At 62.8% G+C, this 18864-nt stretch carries 11 protein-coding genes and 2 pseudogenes; 8 read left to right on the forward strand and 5 right to left on the reverse strand.

Features of this window, described 5'->3' with window-relative positions; translation table 11 throughout:
• The first annotated feature begins 193 nt into the window (after positions 1 to 193).
• Positions 194 to 1255 (forward strand): MBL fold metallo-hydrolase, encoded by a 1062-nt coding sequence (locus tag RAD15_RS26430; protein ID WP_458181134.1) that lies wholly within the window; start codon positions 194 to 196, stop codon positions 1253 to 1255.
• Between the two features lie 185 nt (positions 1256 to 1440).
• Here the strand turns inward: RAD15_RS26430 and aroQ are convergent, their stop codons facing one another.
• From aroQ to RAD15_RS26450, 4 genes and pseudogenes are all read right to left on the reverse strand, one after another.
• Entirely contained in the window at positions 1441 to 1872 is a 432-nt protein-coding gene (gene aroQ / locus RAD15_RS26435) for a type II 3-dehydroquinate dehydratase (protein ID WP_458181135.1), read from the reverse strand.
• A 19-nt stretch (positions 1873 to 1891) separates the two neighbouring features.
• Positions 1892 to 3165, reverse strand: a pseudogene (locus RAD15_RS26440) (TRAP transporter large permease).
• Positions 3162 to 3709 (reverse strand): annotated as a pseudogene (locus RAD15_RS26445) (TRAP transporter small permease). The pseudogenes RAD15_RS26440 and RAD15_RS26445 overlap by 4 nt, the downstream one beginning before the upstream one ends.
• Positions 3710 to 3736: 27 nt before the next feature.
• Positions 3737 to 4702 carry a TRAP transporter substrate-binding protein gene (locus tag RAD15_RS26450; protein WP_458181136.1) on the reverse strand — a complete coding sequence of 322 codons (966 nt, stop codon included), beginning with the start codon at positions 4700 to 4702 and terminating at the stop codon, positions 3737 to 3739.
• Positions 4703 to 4919: 217 nt separating this feature from the next.
• On the opposite strand from RAD15_RS26450, the gene RAD15_RS26455 reads away from it, so the two are divergent.
• From RAD15_RS26455 to RAD15_RS26480, 6 genes are all read left to right on the forward strand, one after another.
• Positions 4920 to 5651, forward strand: coding sequence for a GntR family transcriptional regulator (locus RAD15_RS26455; protein WP_458181137.1), 732 nt, complete (start codon positions 4920 to 4922; stop codon positions 5649 to 5651).
• Positions 5652 to 5848: 197 nt separating this feature from the next.
• Positions 5849 to 7078: a 5-aminolevulinate synthase gene (gene hemA, locus RAD15_RS26460; protein ID WP_458181139.1), complete on the forward strand. Its 1230-nt coding sequence runs from the start codon at positions 5849 to 5851 to the stop codon at positions 7076 to 7078.
• A gap of 287 nt (positions 7079 to 7365) precedes the next feature.
• A complete protein-coding gene (locus RAD15_RS26465) occupies positions 7366 to 10875 on the forward strand; it encodes a PAS domain-containing hybrid sensor histidine kinase/response regulator (protein ID WP_458181234.1) in 3510 nt (1169 codons plus the stop codon).
• 1140 nt (positions 10876 to 12015) lie between these two features.
• Complete coding sequence (locus RAD15_RS26470; RefSeq protein ID WP_458181140.1) at positions 12016 to 13005, forward strand: MBL fold metallo-hydrolase; 990 nt, start codon at positions 12016 to 12018, stop codon at positions 13003 to 13005.
• A gap of 787 nt (positions 13006 to 13792) precedes the next feature.
• Positions 13793 to 15247 (forward strand): IS1182 family transposase, encoded by a 1455-nt coding sequence (locus RAD15_RS26475; protein WP_458181141.1) that lies wholly within the window; start codon positions 13793 to 13795, stop codon positions 15245 to 15247.
• Between the two features lie 289 nt (positions 15248 to 15536).
• Positions 15537 to 15818 carry a hypothetical protein gene (locus RAD15_RS26480; protein WP_458181142.1) on the forward strand — a complete coding sequence of 94 codons (282 nt, stop codon included), beginning with the start codon at positions 15537 to 15539 and terminating at the stop codon, positions 15816 to 15818.
• A 380-nt stretch (positions 15819 to 16198) separates the two neighbouring features.
• Here the strand turns inward: RAD15_RS26480 and RAD15_RS26485 are convergent, their stop codons facing one another.
• Complete coding sequence (locus RAD15_RS26485; RefSeq protein WP_018316334.1) at positions 16199 to 16870, reverse strand: response regulator; 672 nt, start codon at positions 16868 to 16870, stop codon at positions 16199 to 16201.
• Between the two features lie 342 nt (positions 16871 to 17212).
• Between RAD15_RS26485 and RAD15_RS26490 the strand changes: the two genes are divergently transcribed.
• Positions 17213 to 18838, forward strand: coding sequence for an MFS transporter (locus RAD15_RS26490; RefSeq protein WP_458181143.1), 1626 nt, complete (start codon positions 17213 to 17215; stop codon positions 18836 to 18838).
• Positions 18839 to 18864: the final 26 nt, after the last annotated feature.

The following is an 18864-nucleotide window of genomic DNA, read 5'->3' on the forward strand; positions in this document are numbered from 1 at the left end:
GGCGGACCCGGAATCTCCCGCAACGATCTCTGGATTCCGGGTTCGCGCTCACGCGCGCCCCGGAATGACGGCGCTTTTTTCAGGCTTTCAACCGGCGCACGGAAAAACACCGCCCGGTATGACCGCCATGCGGAGACCACGGACGGTCCTTTTTCGGCTGGCGTCCCGCCCTATGTGCGGGTACCGATAATCCATGAACGCAAAAACCGACACCGTGCAGTCCTCGGCCGAGGCCCTGCGCTACCCCTGGGAACAACATCCCGGCCCCGAAGAGGTCGTGGAGATCAGGCCCGGCGTGTTGTGGGCGCGGCTGAAACTGCCGTTCCGCCTCAACCACGTGAACATCTATCTGCTCGCCGACGGCGACGGCTATGCCATGGTCGATGCCGGCTTCGGCGACGAGGAGACGATCGAGGCCTGGACGAAACTGTTCGACGGACCGCTGAAGGGCGTCAACATCACGCGCCTGATCGTCACGCACTCCCACCCCGATCATGTCGGCCTCGCGGGATGGATCGTCGAGCGGTTCAATTGCCCGCTGGTGATGTCGCAGGTCGAGTATCTGCAATCGGTCTATCACCAGAACCGCGGCACCGAGGAGCGTCGCAACGCGCAGCGGCTGTTCTTCCGCCGCCACGGCATGGACGAGTCGCTGACTGAAAAGCTGCTCGGCCGCGGCCAGGATTATCTCAAGCAGGTGTCGGTGCTGCCGCCCTCCTACCGCCGCATCTCCCATGGCGACGAGATCGTGATCGGCCCGCGCCGCTTCAAGGTGATCACCGGCGGCGGGCACGCGCTCGACCAGGTGATGCTGTATTGCGCCGACGACAAGCTGTTCCTCTCCGCCGACCAGGTGCTGAGCAGGATCTCGCCGAACGTCAGCGTGTGGGCGGTCGAGCCCGACCAGAATTCGCTCGGCGAATATCTCGCCTCGCTCGCAAGCCTCACCACCACCCTGCCCTATGATCTGCTGGTGCTGCCCGGCCACGGCGTGCCGTTCTACGGGCTCAAGACCCGCATCAAGCAGCTCGCCGATCACCACGAGGAACGCTGCCGCCTGATCGCGGAGGCGTGCCGCGAAGAGCCGCAGACCTCGCGCGCGCTGGTGCCCGTGGTGTTCAACAAGCACGTGCTGGACGAGCACCAGATGGGTTTCGCCGCCGGTGAACTCGTCGCCCACGTCAACTACATGATCGTCGAGGGCCGGCTGACGGCCGAGACGAAGGACGGCGTGCTGCAGTTCAGGACGACGTGAGCGGTGCCGTCATGGCCGGGCATAGCCGTCCGAAGGACGGCGTCGCTTTCGCTCGCCTATGTCCCGGCCATCCACGTTCTTTCACATGGAAGCAAATTCGTGGACGCCCGGGCCTTCGCCTCGCCGAAGCGGCTTCGGCCGCGCAGGCGGGACAAGCCCGGGCATGACGAGTTTGTGGAGACGCCTCACTTCATATTCGCGATCGCGTGCAGGGCCGCGATATAGCCGAACGGCCCCAACCCGCAGATCACGCCCGTTGCCACGAACGAGATCTTGGAGTGCCGGTGATATTCGTCGCGGGCGTGGATGTTGGAGATGTGGACTTCCAGCACCGGGCCCTCGAACGTCTTGATCGCATCCATGATCGCGACCGAGGTGAAGGAGAAGCCGGCTGGATTGATGATGATGGCATCGGCATCCTGCCGCGCCGACTGGATCAGATCGACCAGCACGCCTTCATGGTTGGACTGGTGGAAGGCCAGCTTGAGCCCGAGCTTCGCGGCCACCTCCTCGCAGCTCGCATTGATCTGTGCGAGCGTGGTCGTGCCGTAGATGTGCGGCTCGCGGATGCCGAGCATATTGAGGTTGGGACCGTTGAGGATCATCACGCGCTTCATGGACAGGTCCTTTTAAGAGTTAGCCGCCGAACCACCTTGCCGGGCCGGTGACGAGAACGGGAAACAGCGTCAGCAAGGCTAGCACGACAAGCTGCGCGATCATGAAGGGCCAGACGCCGCGGATCAGATCATCCATCGAGACGCGCGAGACGCCGGCGACGACGTTGAGCACGACGCCGACCGGCGGCGTGATCAGACCGATCGCATTGTTGATGATGAAGAGCACGCCGAAATAGACGGGGTCGATGCCGGCCTGCTTCACGATCGGCATCAGGATCGGCGTCAGGATCAAGATCGTCGGCGTCATGTCGAGCGCGGTGCCGACGATCACCACATCAGGACGATGGTGAGAAGCGTCTGGTTGCCGGCGAACGGCTCGACCAGCGCCACGATCTGGTCGGAGATCTCGGCGACCGTGATCAGCCAGGACGACACCAGCGCGGCGGCGACCAGGAACATCACGACCGCCGTGGTCTGCGCGGTCGAGACCAGCAGCGCCGGCAGTTGCGCCGGCCTGAGCTCGCGATAGACGCCCATCGCCACGACCAGCGAATAGACCGCGACGACGACGGCCGCTTCCGTCGGCGTGAAGATGCCGAAGCGCAGGCCGAAGATGATGATCATCGGCAGCATCAGGCCCCAGAAGCCGTCGATCAGCGCGCGCCAGATCTCGGCGATGCTCTTGCGCGGCAGGCGCGCCGGGTTCTCCTTGCGCACCACCCACCACCAGGCAAAGCACAGGCCGACGCCGAGCAGCCGGCCAGGCACGATGCCGGCCAGGAACAGCTTTGAGATCGAGACATTCGCGGCGACGCCGAAGATGACGAAGCCGATCGACGGCGGGATCACGGGAGCGATGATCCCGCCGGCCGCGACGAGGCCGGCGGCACTGGCGCGGTTGTGACCGGCCGCAGCCATCATCGGCACCAGCAGCGCACCGAGCGCCGCAGCGTCCGCGACCGCCGATCCCGACAACGAGGCCAGGATGCAGGAGGTGAGGATCGCGACATAGCCGAGCTCGCCGCGGAAATGACCGACCAGCGCGATGGCGAAGTTGAGGATGCGCCGGGCAAGACCGCCGGTGTTCATGACTTCACCGGCGAGGATGAAGAACGGCACCGCCATCAACGGAAAGGAATCGACGCCGTTGATGACGTTCTGCGCGATGATCTGGGAATCGAACATCGCCAGATACGTCATCAGCGCGATGCCGCAGATGATCAACGCGAATGCGATCGGCATGCCGATCGCCATGGCGCCGAGCAGCGAGAAGGTGAAGACGGCGACGGTCATGCTTGCTGCTTTCCGCTCGCGGCGTCAGGAGAATGCAAGAGCTCCTCAGATTCGCTGATGGCGATGAGGTCGGCATCGGCGATCTGCCCAGTCACGAGCCGGTAAAGCTCGTACACGATGATCACGCAGGAGGAGGCGCCGAACACGATGCCGGCGGCATAGAACAGGCCGACCGAGAGCCCCGAGGCCGGCGCCACCGTGTCCCAGTTCAGCACCGTCTGCTTCCACGATCCTTCCGTCAGCAGCACTGAAGCGTACAGCATCAGCGCGTGGCTGAGGCCGTAGCAGACCTTGCGACCGAGCGGCGGCAGACCTTGACGAGACTGTCGACGCCGAGATGGGCGTGCTCCTTCATGCCGATGATCGCACCCAAAAATACCATCCAGACGAACAGCCAGCGCGACAGCTCTTCCGAGAGGGCGACGCCGGAGTTGAAGCCGTAGCGCAGCACGACATTGCCGAACACCAGCACCACCATGGCGGCGAGCAGCACCGCGATGACTGCGCGCAGCAGCCGGAAATAGGCATCGACGATCGTTTTCATGATCTCTGGCCGCTCCGGCGCGCTGGCTCAGGGCTTCAGCGCGTGAACGCGACCGAGCTCGCTGTTGAACAGCTTGACGATCGCAGGGTCGTAATCGGCGGAGAACTTTTCCGCGATCGGCTTCGTCTTCGCGCGCATGCGATCGAGTTCGGCCAGCACGATCGCGTTGATCTCCATGCCCTTGACCTTGAGCTCGTCGATCGCCGCCGTGGCTTGCTCGCGGCTGACCTTGCGCTGATAGTCACGCGCCTCGATCGCGGCATCCTGCAAAATCTTCTGCTCATCGGGCGAGAGCCCGTCCCAGAATTTCCTGGAGATCAGGATGATGTTGGTCGAATAGGTGTGGTTGGTAACGCTGAGATATTTCTGCACCTCGTAGAACTTGTTCGACAGGATCACCGAGAACGGATTCTCCTGGCCGTCGACGGTGCGGGTCTCCAGCGCGCTGTAGAGCTCGGAGAAGCTCATCGGCACCGGATTGGCGTTGAAGGCCTTGAAGGTCTCCAGATACACCGGGTTGGGGATCACGCGGATCTTGATGCCATCGAGGTCCTCACCCCTGGTGATGGGACGCCGACTGTTGGTGACGTTGCGGAAGCCGAGATCCCAATAGGCGAGGCCGACGAGACCTTTCTCAGGCAGCTTGGCCAGCAGCGCCGCACCGAGCGGACCGTCGAGCAGCGCGTCCGCCTGCTGCGGCGTCGAGACGATGAACGGGAAATCGATCAGGCCGAAATCCTTGACGATGCCGACCAGCGACGTCGTCGCCGGCGACTGCATCTCCTGGGTGCCTGCGCGCAGCGCCGACTGCTGCTGCATCTCGCTGTCAAGCTGATTGGCTGGATATTCGCGCACCCTGATCTTGCCGCCGCTCTTGGCCGCGACGATCTCGACGAATTTCTGCACGCCTTTGCTGACGGGATGGTCGGTGTTGTTGAGGCGCCCCCAACGGATGGTGCGCTCCTGGATGGCCTGGGCCGAGGCCGGCCCCATAGCACCCAACGCGACCGCGCCGATCGCCGCAAACCTAGCCAGACCTTGAACCGAACACGCATCGCGCCCCCCTGATGATCTCGTTCTTAGGGGCGGGAAATTTTATATGATGAATTATAAATCAACCGATATTTTATATATTATATGATATTATAAGAAACGCTTGATAAAGTTGCTAAATTTGTCAAAAGGCACGTCCGAGACGCCAGGATGAGGCATGGACACCCTTCCCGACACGACCGCCGAGACGGTGGGCGACAGCGCCTACCGCCGCATCCGCACCGACCTGATTTTCGGCAAGCTGACGCCGGGGCAGAAGCTGAAGCTTGAGCGGATGAGCAGCGCCTACGGCACCAGCATCTCGACGCTGCGCGAGACGCTGAACCGGCTGTGCTCGGAGGGCTTCGTCGTCGCCGAAGGCCAGCGCGGCTTCGAGGTCGCACCCATTTCGGCGACCGAATTCCAGGAGATCGCCGAGCTGCGCGAGCTGCTCGAAGGCCACATGATCGAGAAGTCGTTCTCAGCCGGCGATCTCGATTGGGAAGCGCACATCGTCTCGGCGCATCACAAGCTCGCGGCGATGGAGCGGATGCTGCTGTCAGGCGAAAGGTCCGACGCCGAAAGCTGGAAACAGTGCGATTTCCAGTTTCACCGCGCGCTCGTCGCGGCCTGCGGCTCGAAGGTGCTGCTCGATGCGCATGCCGCGGTCTATGATCGCTATCTGCGCTACCAGATGATCGCGGTGGTGTTCCGCGGCGAGATGGCGGCGTCCGAACATCGCGAGTTGAAGGAGCTCGCACTGAAGCGCGATGCCAAAGGTGCGAACAAGGTGCTGCACACCCACATCCATGATTGCGTCGCGCACGCCTTGCGCAATTCGGATTGGTTGAAACCGGCCGTCGTCAAGCAGGCGCGCGCCGAGCCACGCAAGAAGGCGCGCGCCGGCTAGACCCGCATATCAGCCCATGGTGCAGAGCAGCATTATATCTCGCGCGAACTTGATCGGGATCAAATTGCAGCACGCGCGATAGGGCATTTTGCCCAAATGCCCCTCACGGCCAAATGTGGCATAGCGCATAGACATTGGAGCTGGAAAAGCTCTAAGAAGATGCGCCCCTTGGTCAGGTTCCGTTGCAGGTTTTGCCGATGGATTACGCCCAGTTCTTCAATTCCGCCCTCGATCGTCTCCACACCGAGCGGCGCTACCGCGTGTTCGCGGACCTCGAACGCATCGCCGGCCGGTTCCCGCATGCGCTCTGGCACTCGCCCAAGGGCAAGCGCGACGTCGTGATCTGGTGCTCCAACGACTATCTCGGCATGGGCCAGCACCCGAAAGTGGTCGGCGCCATGGTCGAGACCGCGACCCGTGCCGGCACCGGCGCAGGCGGCACCCGCAACATCGCCGGCACGCATCATCCGCTGGTGCAGCTCGAGGCAGAGCTTGCCGACCTCCATGGCAAGGAAGCCGCGCTGCTGTTCACCTCGGGCTATGTCTCGAACCAGACCGGCATCGCGACCATCGCAAAGCTGATTCCGAACTGCCTGATCCTGTCGGACGAGCTCAACCACAATTCGATGATCGAGGGCATCCGCCAGTCCGGCTGCGAGCGGGTTGTGTTCCGGCACAATGACCTCGCCGACCTCGAGGCGCTGTTGAAGGCCGCGGGCCCGAACCGGCCGAAGCTGATCGCCTGCGAGAGCCTCTATTCCATGGACGGCGACGTCGCGCCGCTCGCCAAGATCTGCGATCTCGCCGAGAAGTACGGCGCGATGACCTATGTCGACGAAGTCCACGCCGTCGGCATGTACGGCCCGCGCGGCGGCGGCATTGCCGAGCGTGACGGCGTCATGCACCGCATCGACATCCTCGAAGGCACGCTGGCGAAAGCATTCGGCTGCCTCGGCGGCTACATCGCCGCCAACGGCCAGATCATCGACGCCGTGCGCTCCTACGCGCCGGGCTTCATCTTCACCACCGCGCTGCCGCCGGCGATCTGCTCGGCCGCGACCGCCGCGATCAAGCATTTGAAGACCTCGAACTGGGAGCGCGAGCGCCATCAGGACCGCGCCGCCCGCGTCAAGGCGATCCTCAATGCCGCCGGTCTCCCGGTGATGTCGAGCGACACCCATATCGTGCCGCTGTTCATCGGCGATGCCGAGAAGTGCAAGCAGGCCTCGGATCTGCTGCTCGAAGAGCACGGCATCTACATCCAGCCGATCAACTATCCGACGGTTGCCAAGGGCACCGAGCGCCTGCGCATCACGCCGTCGCCCTATCATGACGACGGCCTGATCGATCAGCTCGCCGAAGCCCTGCTGCAAGTGTGGGACCGCCTGGGCCTACCGTTGCGGCAGAAGTCGCTGGCGGCCGAGTAATCGCCGTCGTCCTGGCGAAAGCCAGGACCCGTTACCCCGATTGCGAATTGTTGCAGCTCGCTGTGGCCTCTAGCGTGCCCATAACCACGTCCTGTGGCTATCGGTCCTGGCCTCCGTGCGCAATTGCGCACTAGGCCAGGGCGACGTTGGGGTTGGCACCTTAACGACAACCCCAGTTCCCACCCCAGCACGGCATTTCGCTGTCGCTTGCGACCGCCCAACGCGCTAGATTTGCAGAGAAAATGAGAGCGGGCGCCGTCGCGCGCCCTGGGAGAAGCACGCTCGCCATGCTGCACGACTGGGGCGTGATCATCGCCGCCTTCGGCTATATCGGCTTCCTGTTCCTGGTGGCGAGCCATGGCGACCGCCGCTCGCGGGCCGGGCGCGGTCGTGCCTCCGGGCTGATCTATCCGCTGTCGCTCGCGATCTACTGCACGTCCTGGACCTTCTTCGGCTCGGTCGGCTTCGCCACCCGCACCTCGACCGACTTCCTCGCGATCTATGTCGGCCCGATCCTGATGATCGGGCTCGGCGCCGGTGTGCTGCGCCGCGTGATCCAGCTCGCTAAGGCCCACAACATCACCTCGACCGCCGACTTCATCGGCGCGCGCTATGGCAAGAGCCAGGCGGTGGCGGCAACCGTGGCGCTGATCGCGATCATCGGCTCGGTGCCCTACATCGCGCTCCAGCTCAAGGCGGTCGCCTCCTCGCTCGAGGTCATTCTGAGCGAGGACCAGGCGTTCTCCCATATCCCGATCCTCGGCGACATGGCGCTGATGGTGACGCTGGCGATGGCGGCCTTCGCGGTGCTGTTCGGCACGCGGCAGACCGACGCGACCGAGCATCAGCACGGCCTGATGCTGGCGGTCGCGACCGAATCCATCATCAAGCTGGTCGCCTTCCTCGCGGCCGGCATCTTCGTCACCTTCTGGATGTTCTCGCCGCATGAATTGATCGAGCGCGCGATGAAGACGCCGGAGGCGGTGCGCACCATCAACTATTCGCCGTCGATCGGCAACTTCCTCACCATGACGCTGCTGTCGCTGTGCGCGATCATGCTGCTGCCGCGCCAGTTCCACGTCAGCGTGGTGGAGAATTCCTCGGATGCCGAGGTCGGCCGCGCGCGCTGGCTGTTTCCGCTCTATCTCGTCGCCATCAATCTGTTCGTGATTCCGATCGCGCTTGCCGGCCTCGTCAGCTTCCCGTTCGGCGCCGCCGACCCTGATATGTACGTGCTGGCGCTGCCGATGGAGGGCGGCGCGGATCTGCTCAGCGTCGCCGTCTTCGTCGGCGGCCTGTCGGCGGCAACGGCCATGGTGATCGTCGAATGCGTCGCGCTCTCCATCATGGTTTCGAACGACCTCGTGGTGCCGCTGGTGCTGCAACGGCGGCCGGAAGGACGCACCGGGGGCGCCGATTTCAGCGACTTCCTGCTGCGCTCGCGGCGGCTCGCGATCTTCGCCATCATGGTGATGGCCTATTTCTACTACCGCGCGCTCGGCAACACCCAGCTCGCGGCGATCGGCCTGCTCTCCTTTGCCGCGATCGCCCAGCTTGCGCCCAGCTTCTTCGGCGGCCTCTTGTGGCGGCGGGCGACCGCACGCGGCGCGATCGGTGGCATGCTGGTCGGCTTCGCGGTGTGGCTCTACACACTGTTCATCCCGAGCTTCATGGACTCTTCGACCGCAGGCATTCTACTGCTCCAGCACGGACCGTTCGGGATCGAGGCACTGCGGCCGCAGGCGCTGTTCGGCGCCGACCTGCCGCCGCTGATGCACGGCGTCGTCTGGTCGCTGTCGCTCAACATCCTCACCTATGTGCTGCTGTCGCTGGCGCGCCGGCCATCTTCCATCGAGCTGGTGCAGGCCGATCTGTTCGTGCCCAACACGCTCGCGCCGATCTCTCCGAGCTTCCGCCGCTGGCGCACCACCGTCACGGTGCAGGACATCCAGACCACGGTGGCGCAATATCTCGGGCCCGACCGCGCGCGGCATTCGTTCGAGGCTTTCTCCGCCCGCCGCAATGTGCGGCTTGAGCCCGGGGCACCCGCCGATTTCGAGCTGTTGCAGCACGCCGAGCACCTGATCGCCTCCTCGATCGGCGCGGCCTCCTCGCGACTCGTGATGTCGCTGCTGCTGCGCAAGCGAACGGTGTCGGCAAAGGCCGCGCTAAAGCTGCTCGACGATTCCCATGCGGCGCTGCATTTCAACCGCGAGATCCTCCAGACCGCGCTCAACCATGTGCGCCAGGGCATCGCCGTGTTCGACGCCGATCTGCAGCTGATCTGCTCCAACCGGCAGTTCGGCGAACTCCTCAACGTCCCCCCGCATTTCATCCAGTTCGGCACGCCCTTGCGCGAAATCCTGGAATTCATGGGGGTGAGCGATCCGGCCGATCAGGCCGGCCGCGAGGCGATGATCGAACAGCGACTTGTCGCCTATACCACCGACAGCGAGCCCTATCTCGAGCGCCTGCCGGAACGCCATATGGTGATCGAGGTGCTCACCAACCGCATGCCCGGCGGCGGCTTCGTCATCACCTTCACCGACGTCACACCGACCTTCGAGGCGGCGGAAGCGCTGGAGCGCGCCAACGCGACGCTGGAAAAGCGCGTGCGCGACCGCACCGAGGAACTGACGCGGCTGAATTCGGAACTCGCGCTCGCCAAGAGCACGGCCGAAGACGCCAGCATCTCCAAGACGCGCTTCCTCGCAGCGGCCAGCCACGACATTCTCCAGCCGCTCAACGCGGCGCGGCTCTATGTCACGAGCCTGGTCGAGCGCCAGCACAGCGGCGAGGAGACGCGGCTGGTCGAGAACATCGACGAGTCCCTGCAAGCCATCGAGGAGATCCTCGGCGCGCTGCTCGACATCTCCCGGCTCGACGCCGGCGCGATGACGACCTCGATCTCGAGCTTCAAGATGGCCGATCTGATGCGCTCTCTGGAAATCGAGTTCGCGCCGATCGCGCGTGCCAAGGGCCTGGAGCTCGCCTTCGTGCCCTGCTCGCTGCCGGTCGAGTCGGACCGCTTGCTGCTGCGGCGGCTGCTCCAGAACCTGATTTCGAACGCGATCAAATACACTCCACGCGGCCGCGTGCTGGTCGGCTGCCGCCGCCGCGGCGCCTCGCTCAGGATCTGCGTCTACGACACCGGCGTCGGCATTCCGCCGGTCAAGCGCGGCGAGATCTTCAAGGAATTCCATCGCCTGGAGCAGGGCGCGCGGATCGCGCGCGGCCTCGGCCTCGGCCTCTCGATCGTCGAACGCCTGGCGCGCGTGCTCAATCACGGCATCGCCATCGACGCCAATGTCAGCGGCGGCTCGGTGTTCTCGGTGACGGTGCCGACGGCGAAAGCGATCACCCACACCGCTGCCGTGACCAGCGCGACGCCGCTGGCGCGCACGCCGATCTCGGGCGCTCTCATCGTGTGCATCGAGAACGACGCAGCGATCCTCGACGGCATGCGCACACTGCTGAAGGCCTGGAACGCCGAGGTCATCGCGGTCGCCGATCCCGAGGGCGCGATCGCCGCGATCGAAACCGCCGGCAGACGCGTCACCGGCCTTCTCGTCGACTATCATCTCGACCGCGGCAACGGCATCGCCGCGATCCGCGAGATCCGCCGCCGCTTCGGCGACGGCATCCCCGCAATCCTGATCACCGCCGACCGCAGCCCCGCCGTGCAGGTGGCCGCGCGAGATGAAAAGGTCGCGGTGCTCAACAAGCCGGTCAAGCCGGCCTCGCTCCGCGCCCTGCTCGGGCAATGGCGGACACAGCAGATGGTGGCGGCAGAGTAATGGCGCCGGGCCGATATCCCGTGGCGCCCGTCCCGGCCTGACTTGCCGCCCGCCAATGGCGGAGCAAGGTGCAAAGCCAACGCCTTTCAATTCGCTTCTCGCACAGCAGACACAGATTCTCGCTCCCGCGGCGTTTTCCGCCCGAGCTTTGCTTGATCTCTTCACCCTCTTTGCCAAGAGGGCGCAGGGAAGGCCGGGTGCCGACTGGCACCCGCGGTCCGCTGCGCGAAAAGGTAGCGCAAAAGAACCGCACAGCAGCATACAGGTGTAGCCAATCACTCGGCCTTCCCTGCGCGATGGTCGGACGGCTTATGCCGCGCTCTCCCGGGAGCCGAACTTTCCTTCTGGCCTCCCTCACCCCGCGGATTGACGATGCCGTCTGCCCGGTTGGGCTCGCGCGCATCTCCGCGAAAGGCTTGACCGTAGCAACGACGGCCAGGACCACACGGTTTTGCCGTACGCACGGCCCGCCATTTCGCCGCAGTATTCCCGACCCCGTCGACGAAGCCGGAAACTTACAGACGAGACGAACCTTGCAGCGCCGTTCGTCCGCACGCGGCCTGCGAGCTCACAGGGACTACCCGCCCTGCCCGCGACCATTCGTGCCGACGCTGCCGCGTCCACCGCACTCCGGCTCACGAACAAGACGACGACATGATCGCCCCTCAAGGATGAGCCAGGATGAGCGACACATACGTCATTTCCGAATTTCTGTAAAGCGGAATATTTTGACGCGAACTGATTGACCCAGCCGTTGCTGTTTTGCCCGGCAACCAATCCTAAGGATTGTAGGCAACCAAGGCGCGCCCCTCGAATCGACGCTCAAAGCGTCCGCGTCTCGCGTCCACTCATCTCACGACAGCATCGGAAAGCGGGCATCGTCGGACTCCCGGGTTGGGCCAGTAGCGGACCAGCCGGCCTGCCCGAACTCGATTGCGAGAAACAATCCGGCGAATGTCTATCGAGGCGCCCGAAGATTCAAGCGCAAGGTCAAAAATGGCTCGTTGCCAATCGCTCGACAGCATCCGAAAATGAGCGACAGTCCGCAACTTGCGACCGGCGTCACAGCACCTTGCCGGTCGAACTCGGACTGCGCCAACTCAGTCTTCAGCGGAAGTCCAACCGAACAGGAGACACATCATGACATTCGGAAGATGGAGTTTCATCGCCGCCGCCATCACCTGCGCTATAGCGGCGAGCTCTTGCGCGAGCATTGCAGCCGAGCCGAGCGGCAAGATTACGATCCTCTATGACGCCTTTGGCGCCGATCCCGAAATGACAAAGGACTGGGGCTTCTCCGCGCTGGTGGAGGTCGCAGGAAAGCGCATTCTGTTTGATACCGGAGACAACGCGGAGATCTTTGGGAAGAATGTCAGGGCAAAAGGGGTCGATCTTACAACCCTTGACTTTGTGGTTCTCTCCCATCGGCATTCCGATCACATGGCTGGATTGAGCTATGTGCTGAGCGTGAACCCGAAGGTCAAAATCTACGCACCCAAGGAAGGATTCGGCATCTACGGCTCGTCGCTTCCATCGACGTTCTATCGCAAGGATGATTCCCTACCTGAAGAGATGCGATATTATGGCGGCAAACCGCCGAACATCATGGAGTTCGGCGCCGCATGGCCCAATGCCAACTTCGAACTGATCGATCAGACGACGGAGATCGCACCGGGCATCACGTTGATCGCTCTGGTTTCCGATCTTCCCGGCACAAAGGAACTCAAGGAACTCTCCCTCGCAGTGAATACTCCTGATGGCCTTGTTCTTGTCGTCGGCTGTTCGCATCCGGGAATCGAACGCATCGTAGAGGCCGCAACTGCGATCAACCCCAGAATTCATCTCATAGCCGGGGGCTTCCACCTTGTTGTTGCCGCGGACGATGCCATTGAGAAGATCGTGACCGCGCTCAAGGACAAATTCAAGATCGAGAACATTGCCCCCGGGCACTGCACGGGCGAACCGACCTTTGCTGCACTCAAGAAGGCATTCGGCATGCGATACATCTACGCCGGGCTCGGCACCTCGCTGGTCCTCGGGCCCGACATCGATTCCAAGGTCCGGCGCGGCGAAGCACCCACCTTTGACGATCTCGCGGTTTATCGCAGGCTGGCCAGTCGCGAAGACTGACTCTCGCGCCACCAAGGAGGGCGCGGTCGGGGCGGATGTCCCTCATGAATAGGAGCACCGCCATGATCGCTTCGGGTCTAACTGCGAAGAACTCAGGTTGAGCAAATCAGGTCCGCTCTGGCTTGATGAGCGGACCTCCGTCGAACACGGCGCAAGTTCGCAGATCGGCCACAAGCGGAAGTTGACATCGGAGGTTCGTGCCGCGAACTTCGGCGCATCTTCCCAAGGCAATCGAGCCGGTATCGATGATGATCTCGCTAAATGAATTAATGGGCTGGTGGAAACTCGTCAGAGCTTGGCACGAATTTCCCGAAGTCCCTACGCGGTGGCCCTTCGGCACAAGCGCGACCGGATCGCTCGTCTTCACAAGTGACCAACGGATGATGCTGGCGATTATCGGGGCCGAACAAGCGGCTCTAGGCTGTGCGGTCCATTCTGGGCGCTTCACTCTCGAAGGTTCAGAAATCATCACAGTGTCGGACATGTCGTCTAGGCACGAATGGCGGCACACAGAGCTTAGATATTCCGTCTCGTTGGCGCACGGCGCTTTGCTTTTGACGTCCCGGCAGGCTCTGACCTCTTGGGAGGGGGCGCTTTATGCGGGTGCTCCGTTCGTAGCCGCGTATACATGGGTTCGACAACCCGAGGGTTAACCCTCCGGGATGTTTCGGTCATTCTGGGGAACAGCGGCGTTGTCCAAAATTCGCGTGATGGCTGCTTTGGGTCCAGGCTGTGTGAAAACGCCGTCGATGCTACGATTCTCCTGCTGAATCGGCTGGGGAAAGTGATGCGGGGTTTCGTTCAAGGGGGCGATCGCCACCAGACGACGTTGCTGCCAGAATGCCTCGATGATTGGGTCGGCGAGAACAATCCTGTTCGTGCGGTCGATGTGTTCGTCGATGCGTTGGAACTCCGCGATCTCGGGTTCGATGGCGTTGATCCTGCAGTGACTGGTCGGCCATCGTACCATCCTTCCCCGATGCTCAAGCTCTACATTTACGGCTATCTCAACCGGGTCCAATCGAGCCGGCGGCTGGAGCGGGAGGCAGGTCGTAATCTTGAGGTGATGTGGCTGACCGGACGGCTCGCGCCGGATCACAAAACCATCGCCGATTTCCGCAAGGACAACGGTCCCGCGATCAAGAAGGTCTGCGCGCAATTCGTCGAGTTGTGCCGCAAGATCGGCCTGTTGGCGAGTACCAGCGTTGCCATTGACGGCAGCAAGTTCAAAGCCGTCAACAGTCGCGACAACAACTTCACGCAAGGCAAGATCCAGCGCCGCCAGAAGCAGATCGAAGAGAGCGTGGCACGCTACATGAGCCAGCTCGATACCGTCGACCGCCAGACTGCCGCAGGCGAAGCGCCTTCGGAAACGGTGCTTCTGACCAAGACGCGGCTCAGGGAAAAGCTGGTGAAGCTTGAAGAAGAAGTGAAGCGGCTGGCTGCGATTGAAGAGACATTGCTCGCCTCACCCGACAAGCAGATATCGCTGACCGATCCTGATTGCCGCTCGATGGCAACGAGCGGGCGAGGCTCCGGCATGGTCGCCTACAACGTACAATGTGCGGTCGAAACCACGAACCATCTGATTGTCGCCCATGACGTTACCAACATCGGTTCCGATAGAACGCAACTGGCGACGATGGCGCAGGCGGCGAAAGCCGCGCTGCGCAGCGATACTTTGGACGTCGTTGCGGATCGGGGTTACTTTAAAGGTGAGGAAATCCTGGCCTGCGAACAGGCCGGCGTTGCGGTCACACTGCCCAAGCCGCAAACCTCGGGTGCCAAATCGGCAGGCCGCTTTGGGAAACCTGATTTTGTCTATTTGGCCAAGGACGATGTCTATCGCTGCCCGGCGGGCGAGAAGCTGGCGCACCACTTCACCGCTGACGAAGATGGCCAGAAAATGCGGATCTACTTGACGAAGGCGTGTCGCACATGCCCGTTCAAAGATCAGTGCACAACATCCAACGAGCGCCGCATCAGACGCTGGGAACACGAACACGTCGTCGAAGCCGCGCAGACGCGGCTCGATCGGAACCCGCAAGCCATGCGTGTCCGCCGCGAAACCGTCGAGGATCCGTTTGCCACACTGAAGATGCGGATGGGGGCGGCGCACTTTCTGATGAAGCGGTTGCCCAATGTCGCGACCGAAATGGCGCTGAACGTACTCAGCTACAATCTCACGCGTGTACTGAATATCCTTGGCGTCGAGCCATTGCTGGCAGCCATGCGAGCGTGAGGCGCGGCAGCAGACTCAAGGGCGACGCCGATGGTCGCCCTACGCTGCATGGAGGTGATGCAGAGCCGTGTTTTCACACAGCCTGGGTCAAAAGCAGCGGTGGACGCCAAGTTGGATCGGCGTCCGGTTTGCCCCCGACAGCCGACATGAACACGCGCTCAATTGACCTTCGGCTAAGGGCCAAAAGCGGACCTGAGTCTCCTGCCTCGTTTCACAACGCAGGGCCAAAGCCCATCTTGCGGCAAGTCATCCACGAGCGGTGCAAATCATCGTCCGATGGAGCATCCGAATGATCCATGCCGGTTTCGATGCACTCGTTCTTGAGGGCTCTGGATTGGGGCGATCCGTAGAAATAGAGACCTACAAGCATGGCGAGGGCCAAGCCTACGCCCATTGTGGCGCGCCGCATCAGATTTCGCCGTCAGTCATGAGGCTCCTCGTCATAGTTTCGCGGAGAGCCATCGGCAAAGACCGCTTGCAAACAGCAAGCGAAGAACGTGGTGGATTTTTTGACGCGATCCTCGACCCATATGCAATCGCACGGATAGTTGCTGCGGTCGGGAAGCCATAAATGTTCGGGCCAGACGCGCTCGATCATCATGATCGGGCCGCCGCTCCTGTGTATTACGAGGTTTCCGGGTCTGAGGCGCACGAACAGGAACCTACTCGATTTGCATCAACGCGACCTTCCTCCGTGAGCCAACAACTGGCGCCTTCGCTTAGAACATTGGCAACCATGTCTGACGGCTTCGGGTCACAATCGGAAGTCGGATCGATTTCGGCCTCGGTCTGCTCCTGCGCCGAAAGAGGGCCGAGGTGACCTTGGCGCCATAAGCGCACATCAAATGGTCACTTGACCGCTTCCACACAGCTCGAGCGTCTGCCAGTCGGATTGCTGATTCACGAAGAGGCGAGCATCTCAGGAAGGCGGATTTGGCAGTACCGTGAAACTCACCCCGTCGGGGTGCCCTGCTTCCACTGGCCGCCGGCGATCTTGGCGGCCGCGATCACCGCCTGGGTACGGCTCTCGACGCCGAGCTTTTGCAGGATCGCCGAGACATGCGCCTTGATGGTGGCTTCGGAGACGCCGAGCTCATAGGCGATCTGCTTGTTGAGCAGCCCCTCCGACAGCATCATCAGGACCCGGACCTGCTGCGGCGTCAGCGTCACCAGTCGGTCGCGCAGGCGCGTCATGTCGGGGTCGGCGGCGGCCGACAAATCGGTGTCGGCGGGAACCCAGACGTCGCCTTCCATCACCTTGAGGATGGCATCGCGCAGCGTTTCGACGCCGAAACGCTTCGGGATGAAACCGGAAGCGCCGAAATCCAGCGAACGGCGAATCGTGGCGCTGTCGTCGGACGCCGAGACGATCACCACCGGGATCGCCGGATATTGCGCGCGCAGATAGATCAGGCCGGAAAAGCCGGAGATCCCCGGCATCGAGAGGTCGAGCAGGATCAGATCGACATCCGAGGTCTGTTCCAGGAGCTTGGTCAGATCCTCGAACGATCCGGCCTCGTCGATCCTGGCCGAGGTCAGGACACCCGCCACCGCCTGCCGCAGCGCATCGCGGAACAGGGGATGATCATCGGCAATGACGAGATGGGTCGAGGGAGCGTTCATCGTTCTCTTGCTGTCGTTCGCGACCGCCCGGCGAGTCGTTGCCGCGGCAGGTCAATTCTTCCCTGCCCGGCCGTGGCATGCAAGTGCACATTATCCCTTTGCTGCAAAGGGGTTAATCCGCAAGCCTTCACGGCGCGCACCGGCGCCCGATACCGGGCAGTCAGGTGCGCGTCAGTGCGCAAGGCCGAAAGTCGTATTGGGGCGGGTTTCACGCCGATGTTACCTTGCGGGCAAGACCTGGGTCGATCCGGCACATCCGGACACCCGGGGCGCGAGAAAACGCATTTCGGGGAGCGACTCAATATGTCGACAATGGCTGTGTCTCAAGCAGGCGCGGGAGGGATGACGAAGGACGAACGTTTCGTCATTCTCGCCTCCTCGCTCGGTACCGTCTTCGAGTGGTACGACTTTTACCTCTACGGTTCGCTCGCCAGCATCATCGGCGCCCAGTTCTTCTCGGCCTACCCGCCGGCAACCCGCGACATCTTCGCGCTGCTGGCCTTCGCCGCGGGCTTCCTGGTCCGTCCGTTCGGCGCGATCGTGTTCGGCCGCATCGGCGACATCGTCGGCCGCAAATACACCTTCCTCGTCACCATCCTGATCATGGGTCTGTCGACCTTCATCGTCGGCCTGCTGCCCAACGCGGCCACCATTGGCATCGCGGCTCCGATCATCCTGATCGCGCTGCGCCTCGCCCAGGGCCTGGCGCTCGGTGGTGAATATGGCGGTGCGGCGACCTATGTCGCTGAGCATGCCCCGAACGGCAAGCGCGGCTACTACACCTCCTTCATCCAGACCACGGCGACGCTCGGCCTGTTCCTGTCGCTGCTGGTGATCCTGTTCACCCGGTCCGCGATCGGCGAGGCCGACTTCGCGGCGTGGGGCTGGCGCATTCCGTTCCTGGTCTCGGTGCTGCTGCTCGGTATCTCGGTCTGGATCCGGCTTCGCCTCAACGAATCCCCGATCTTCCAGAAGATGAAGGACGAGGGCAAGAGCTCGAAGGCGCCGCTGACCGAAGCCTTCGGCAACTGGCAGAACGGCAAGCTCGTGCTGCTGGCGCTGCTCGGCGGCGTGATGGGCCAGGGCGTGGTCTGGTACACCGGCCAGTTCTATGCGCTGTTCTTCCTGCAATCGATCCTGAAGGTCGACGGCTACACCGCCAACCTCCTGATCGCCTGGTCGCTGCTGCTCGGCACCGGCTTCTTCATCGTGTTCGGCGTTCTGTCCGATCGTATCGGCCGCAAGCCGATCATCCTCGGCGGCTGCCTGATCGCGGCCCTGACCTTCTTCCCGATCTTCAAGATGATCACCACCAACGCCAATCCGGCGCTGGAGAAGGCCATCGAGCAGACCAAGGTCGAGGTGGTGGCGGATCCCGCAAGCTGCGGCGACCTGTTCAACCCGGTCGGCACCCGCGTCTTCACCGCGCCTTGCGACACCGCACGCGCCTTCCTGTCGCAGTCGTCGGTCAAGTACTCGACGACCCCGGGTGCGGCCGGCTCCGGCGTGAAGGTGACGGTCAACGGCAAGGAAGTTCCCTACGCCAATGCCAAGGACAGCAACCCGGCCGTCCTTGCCGCCGTGCAGGCGGCTGGCTATCCGAAGGCCGGCGACGCCGGTATCGTGAAGATGGCGCATCCGCTCGACATCTTCCGTCCGCAGGTGGCCGCGACCATCGGGCTGCTGTTCATCCTGGTGATCTTCGTCACCATGGTGTACGGCCCGATCGCCGCGATGCTGGTCGAATTGTTCCCGACCCGCATCCGTTACACCTCGATGTCGCTGCCCTACCACATCGGCAACGGCTGGTTCGGCGGCCTGCTGCCCGCAACCGCCTTCGCCATCGTGGCCTCGACGGGCGATATCTATGCGGGTCTCTGGTATCCGGTCGTCTTCGCGGCAATCACCGTCGTGATCGGCTTCCTGTTCCTGCCCGAGACCAAGGACGTCGATATCAAGGCGACCTGATCGAAAGCATCGATCCTGAACACGAA

The organism is Bradyrhizobium sp. 14AA (assembly GCF_054185205.1).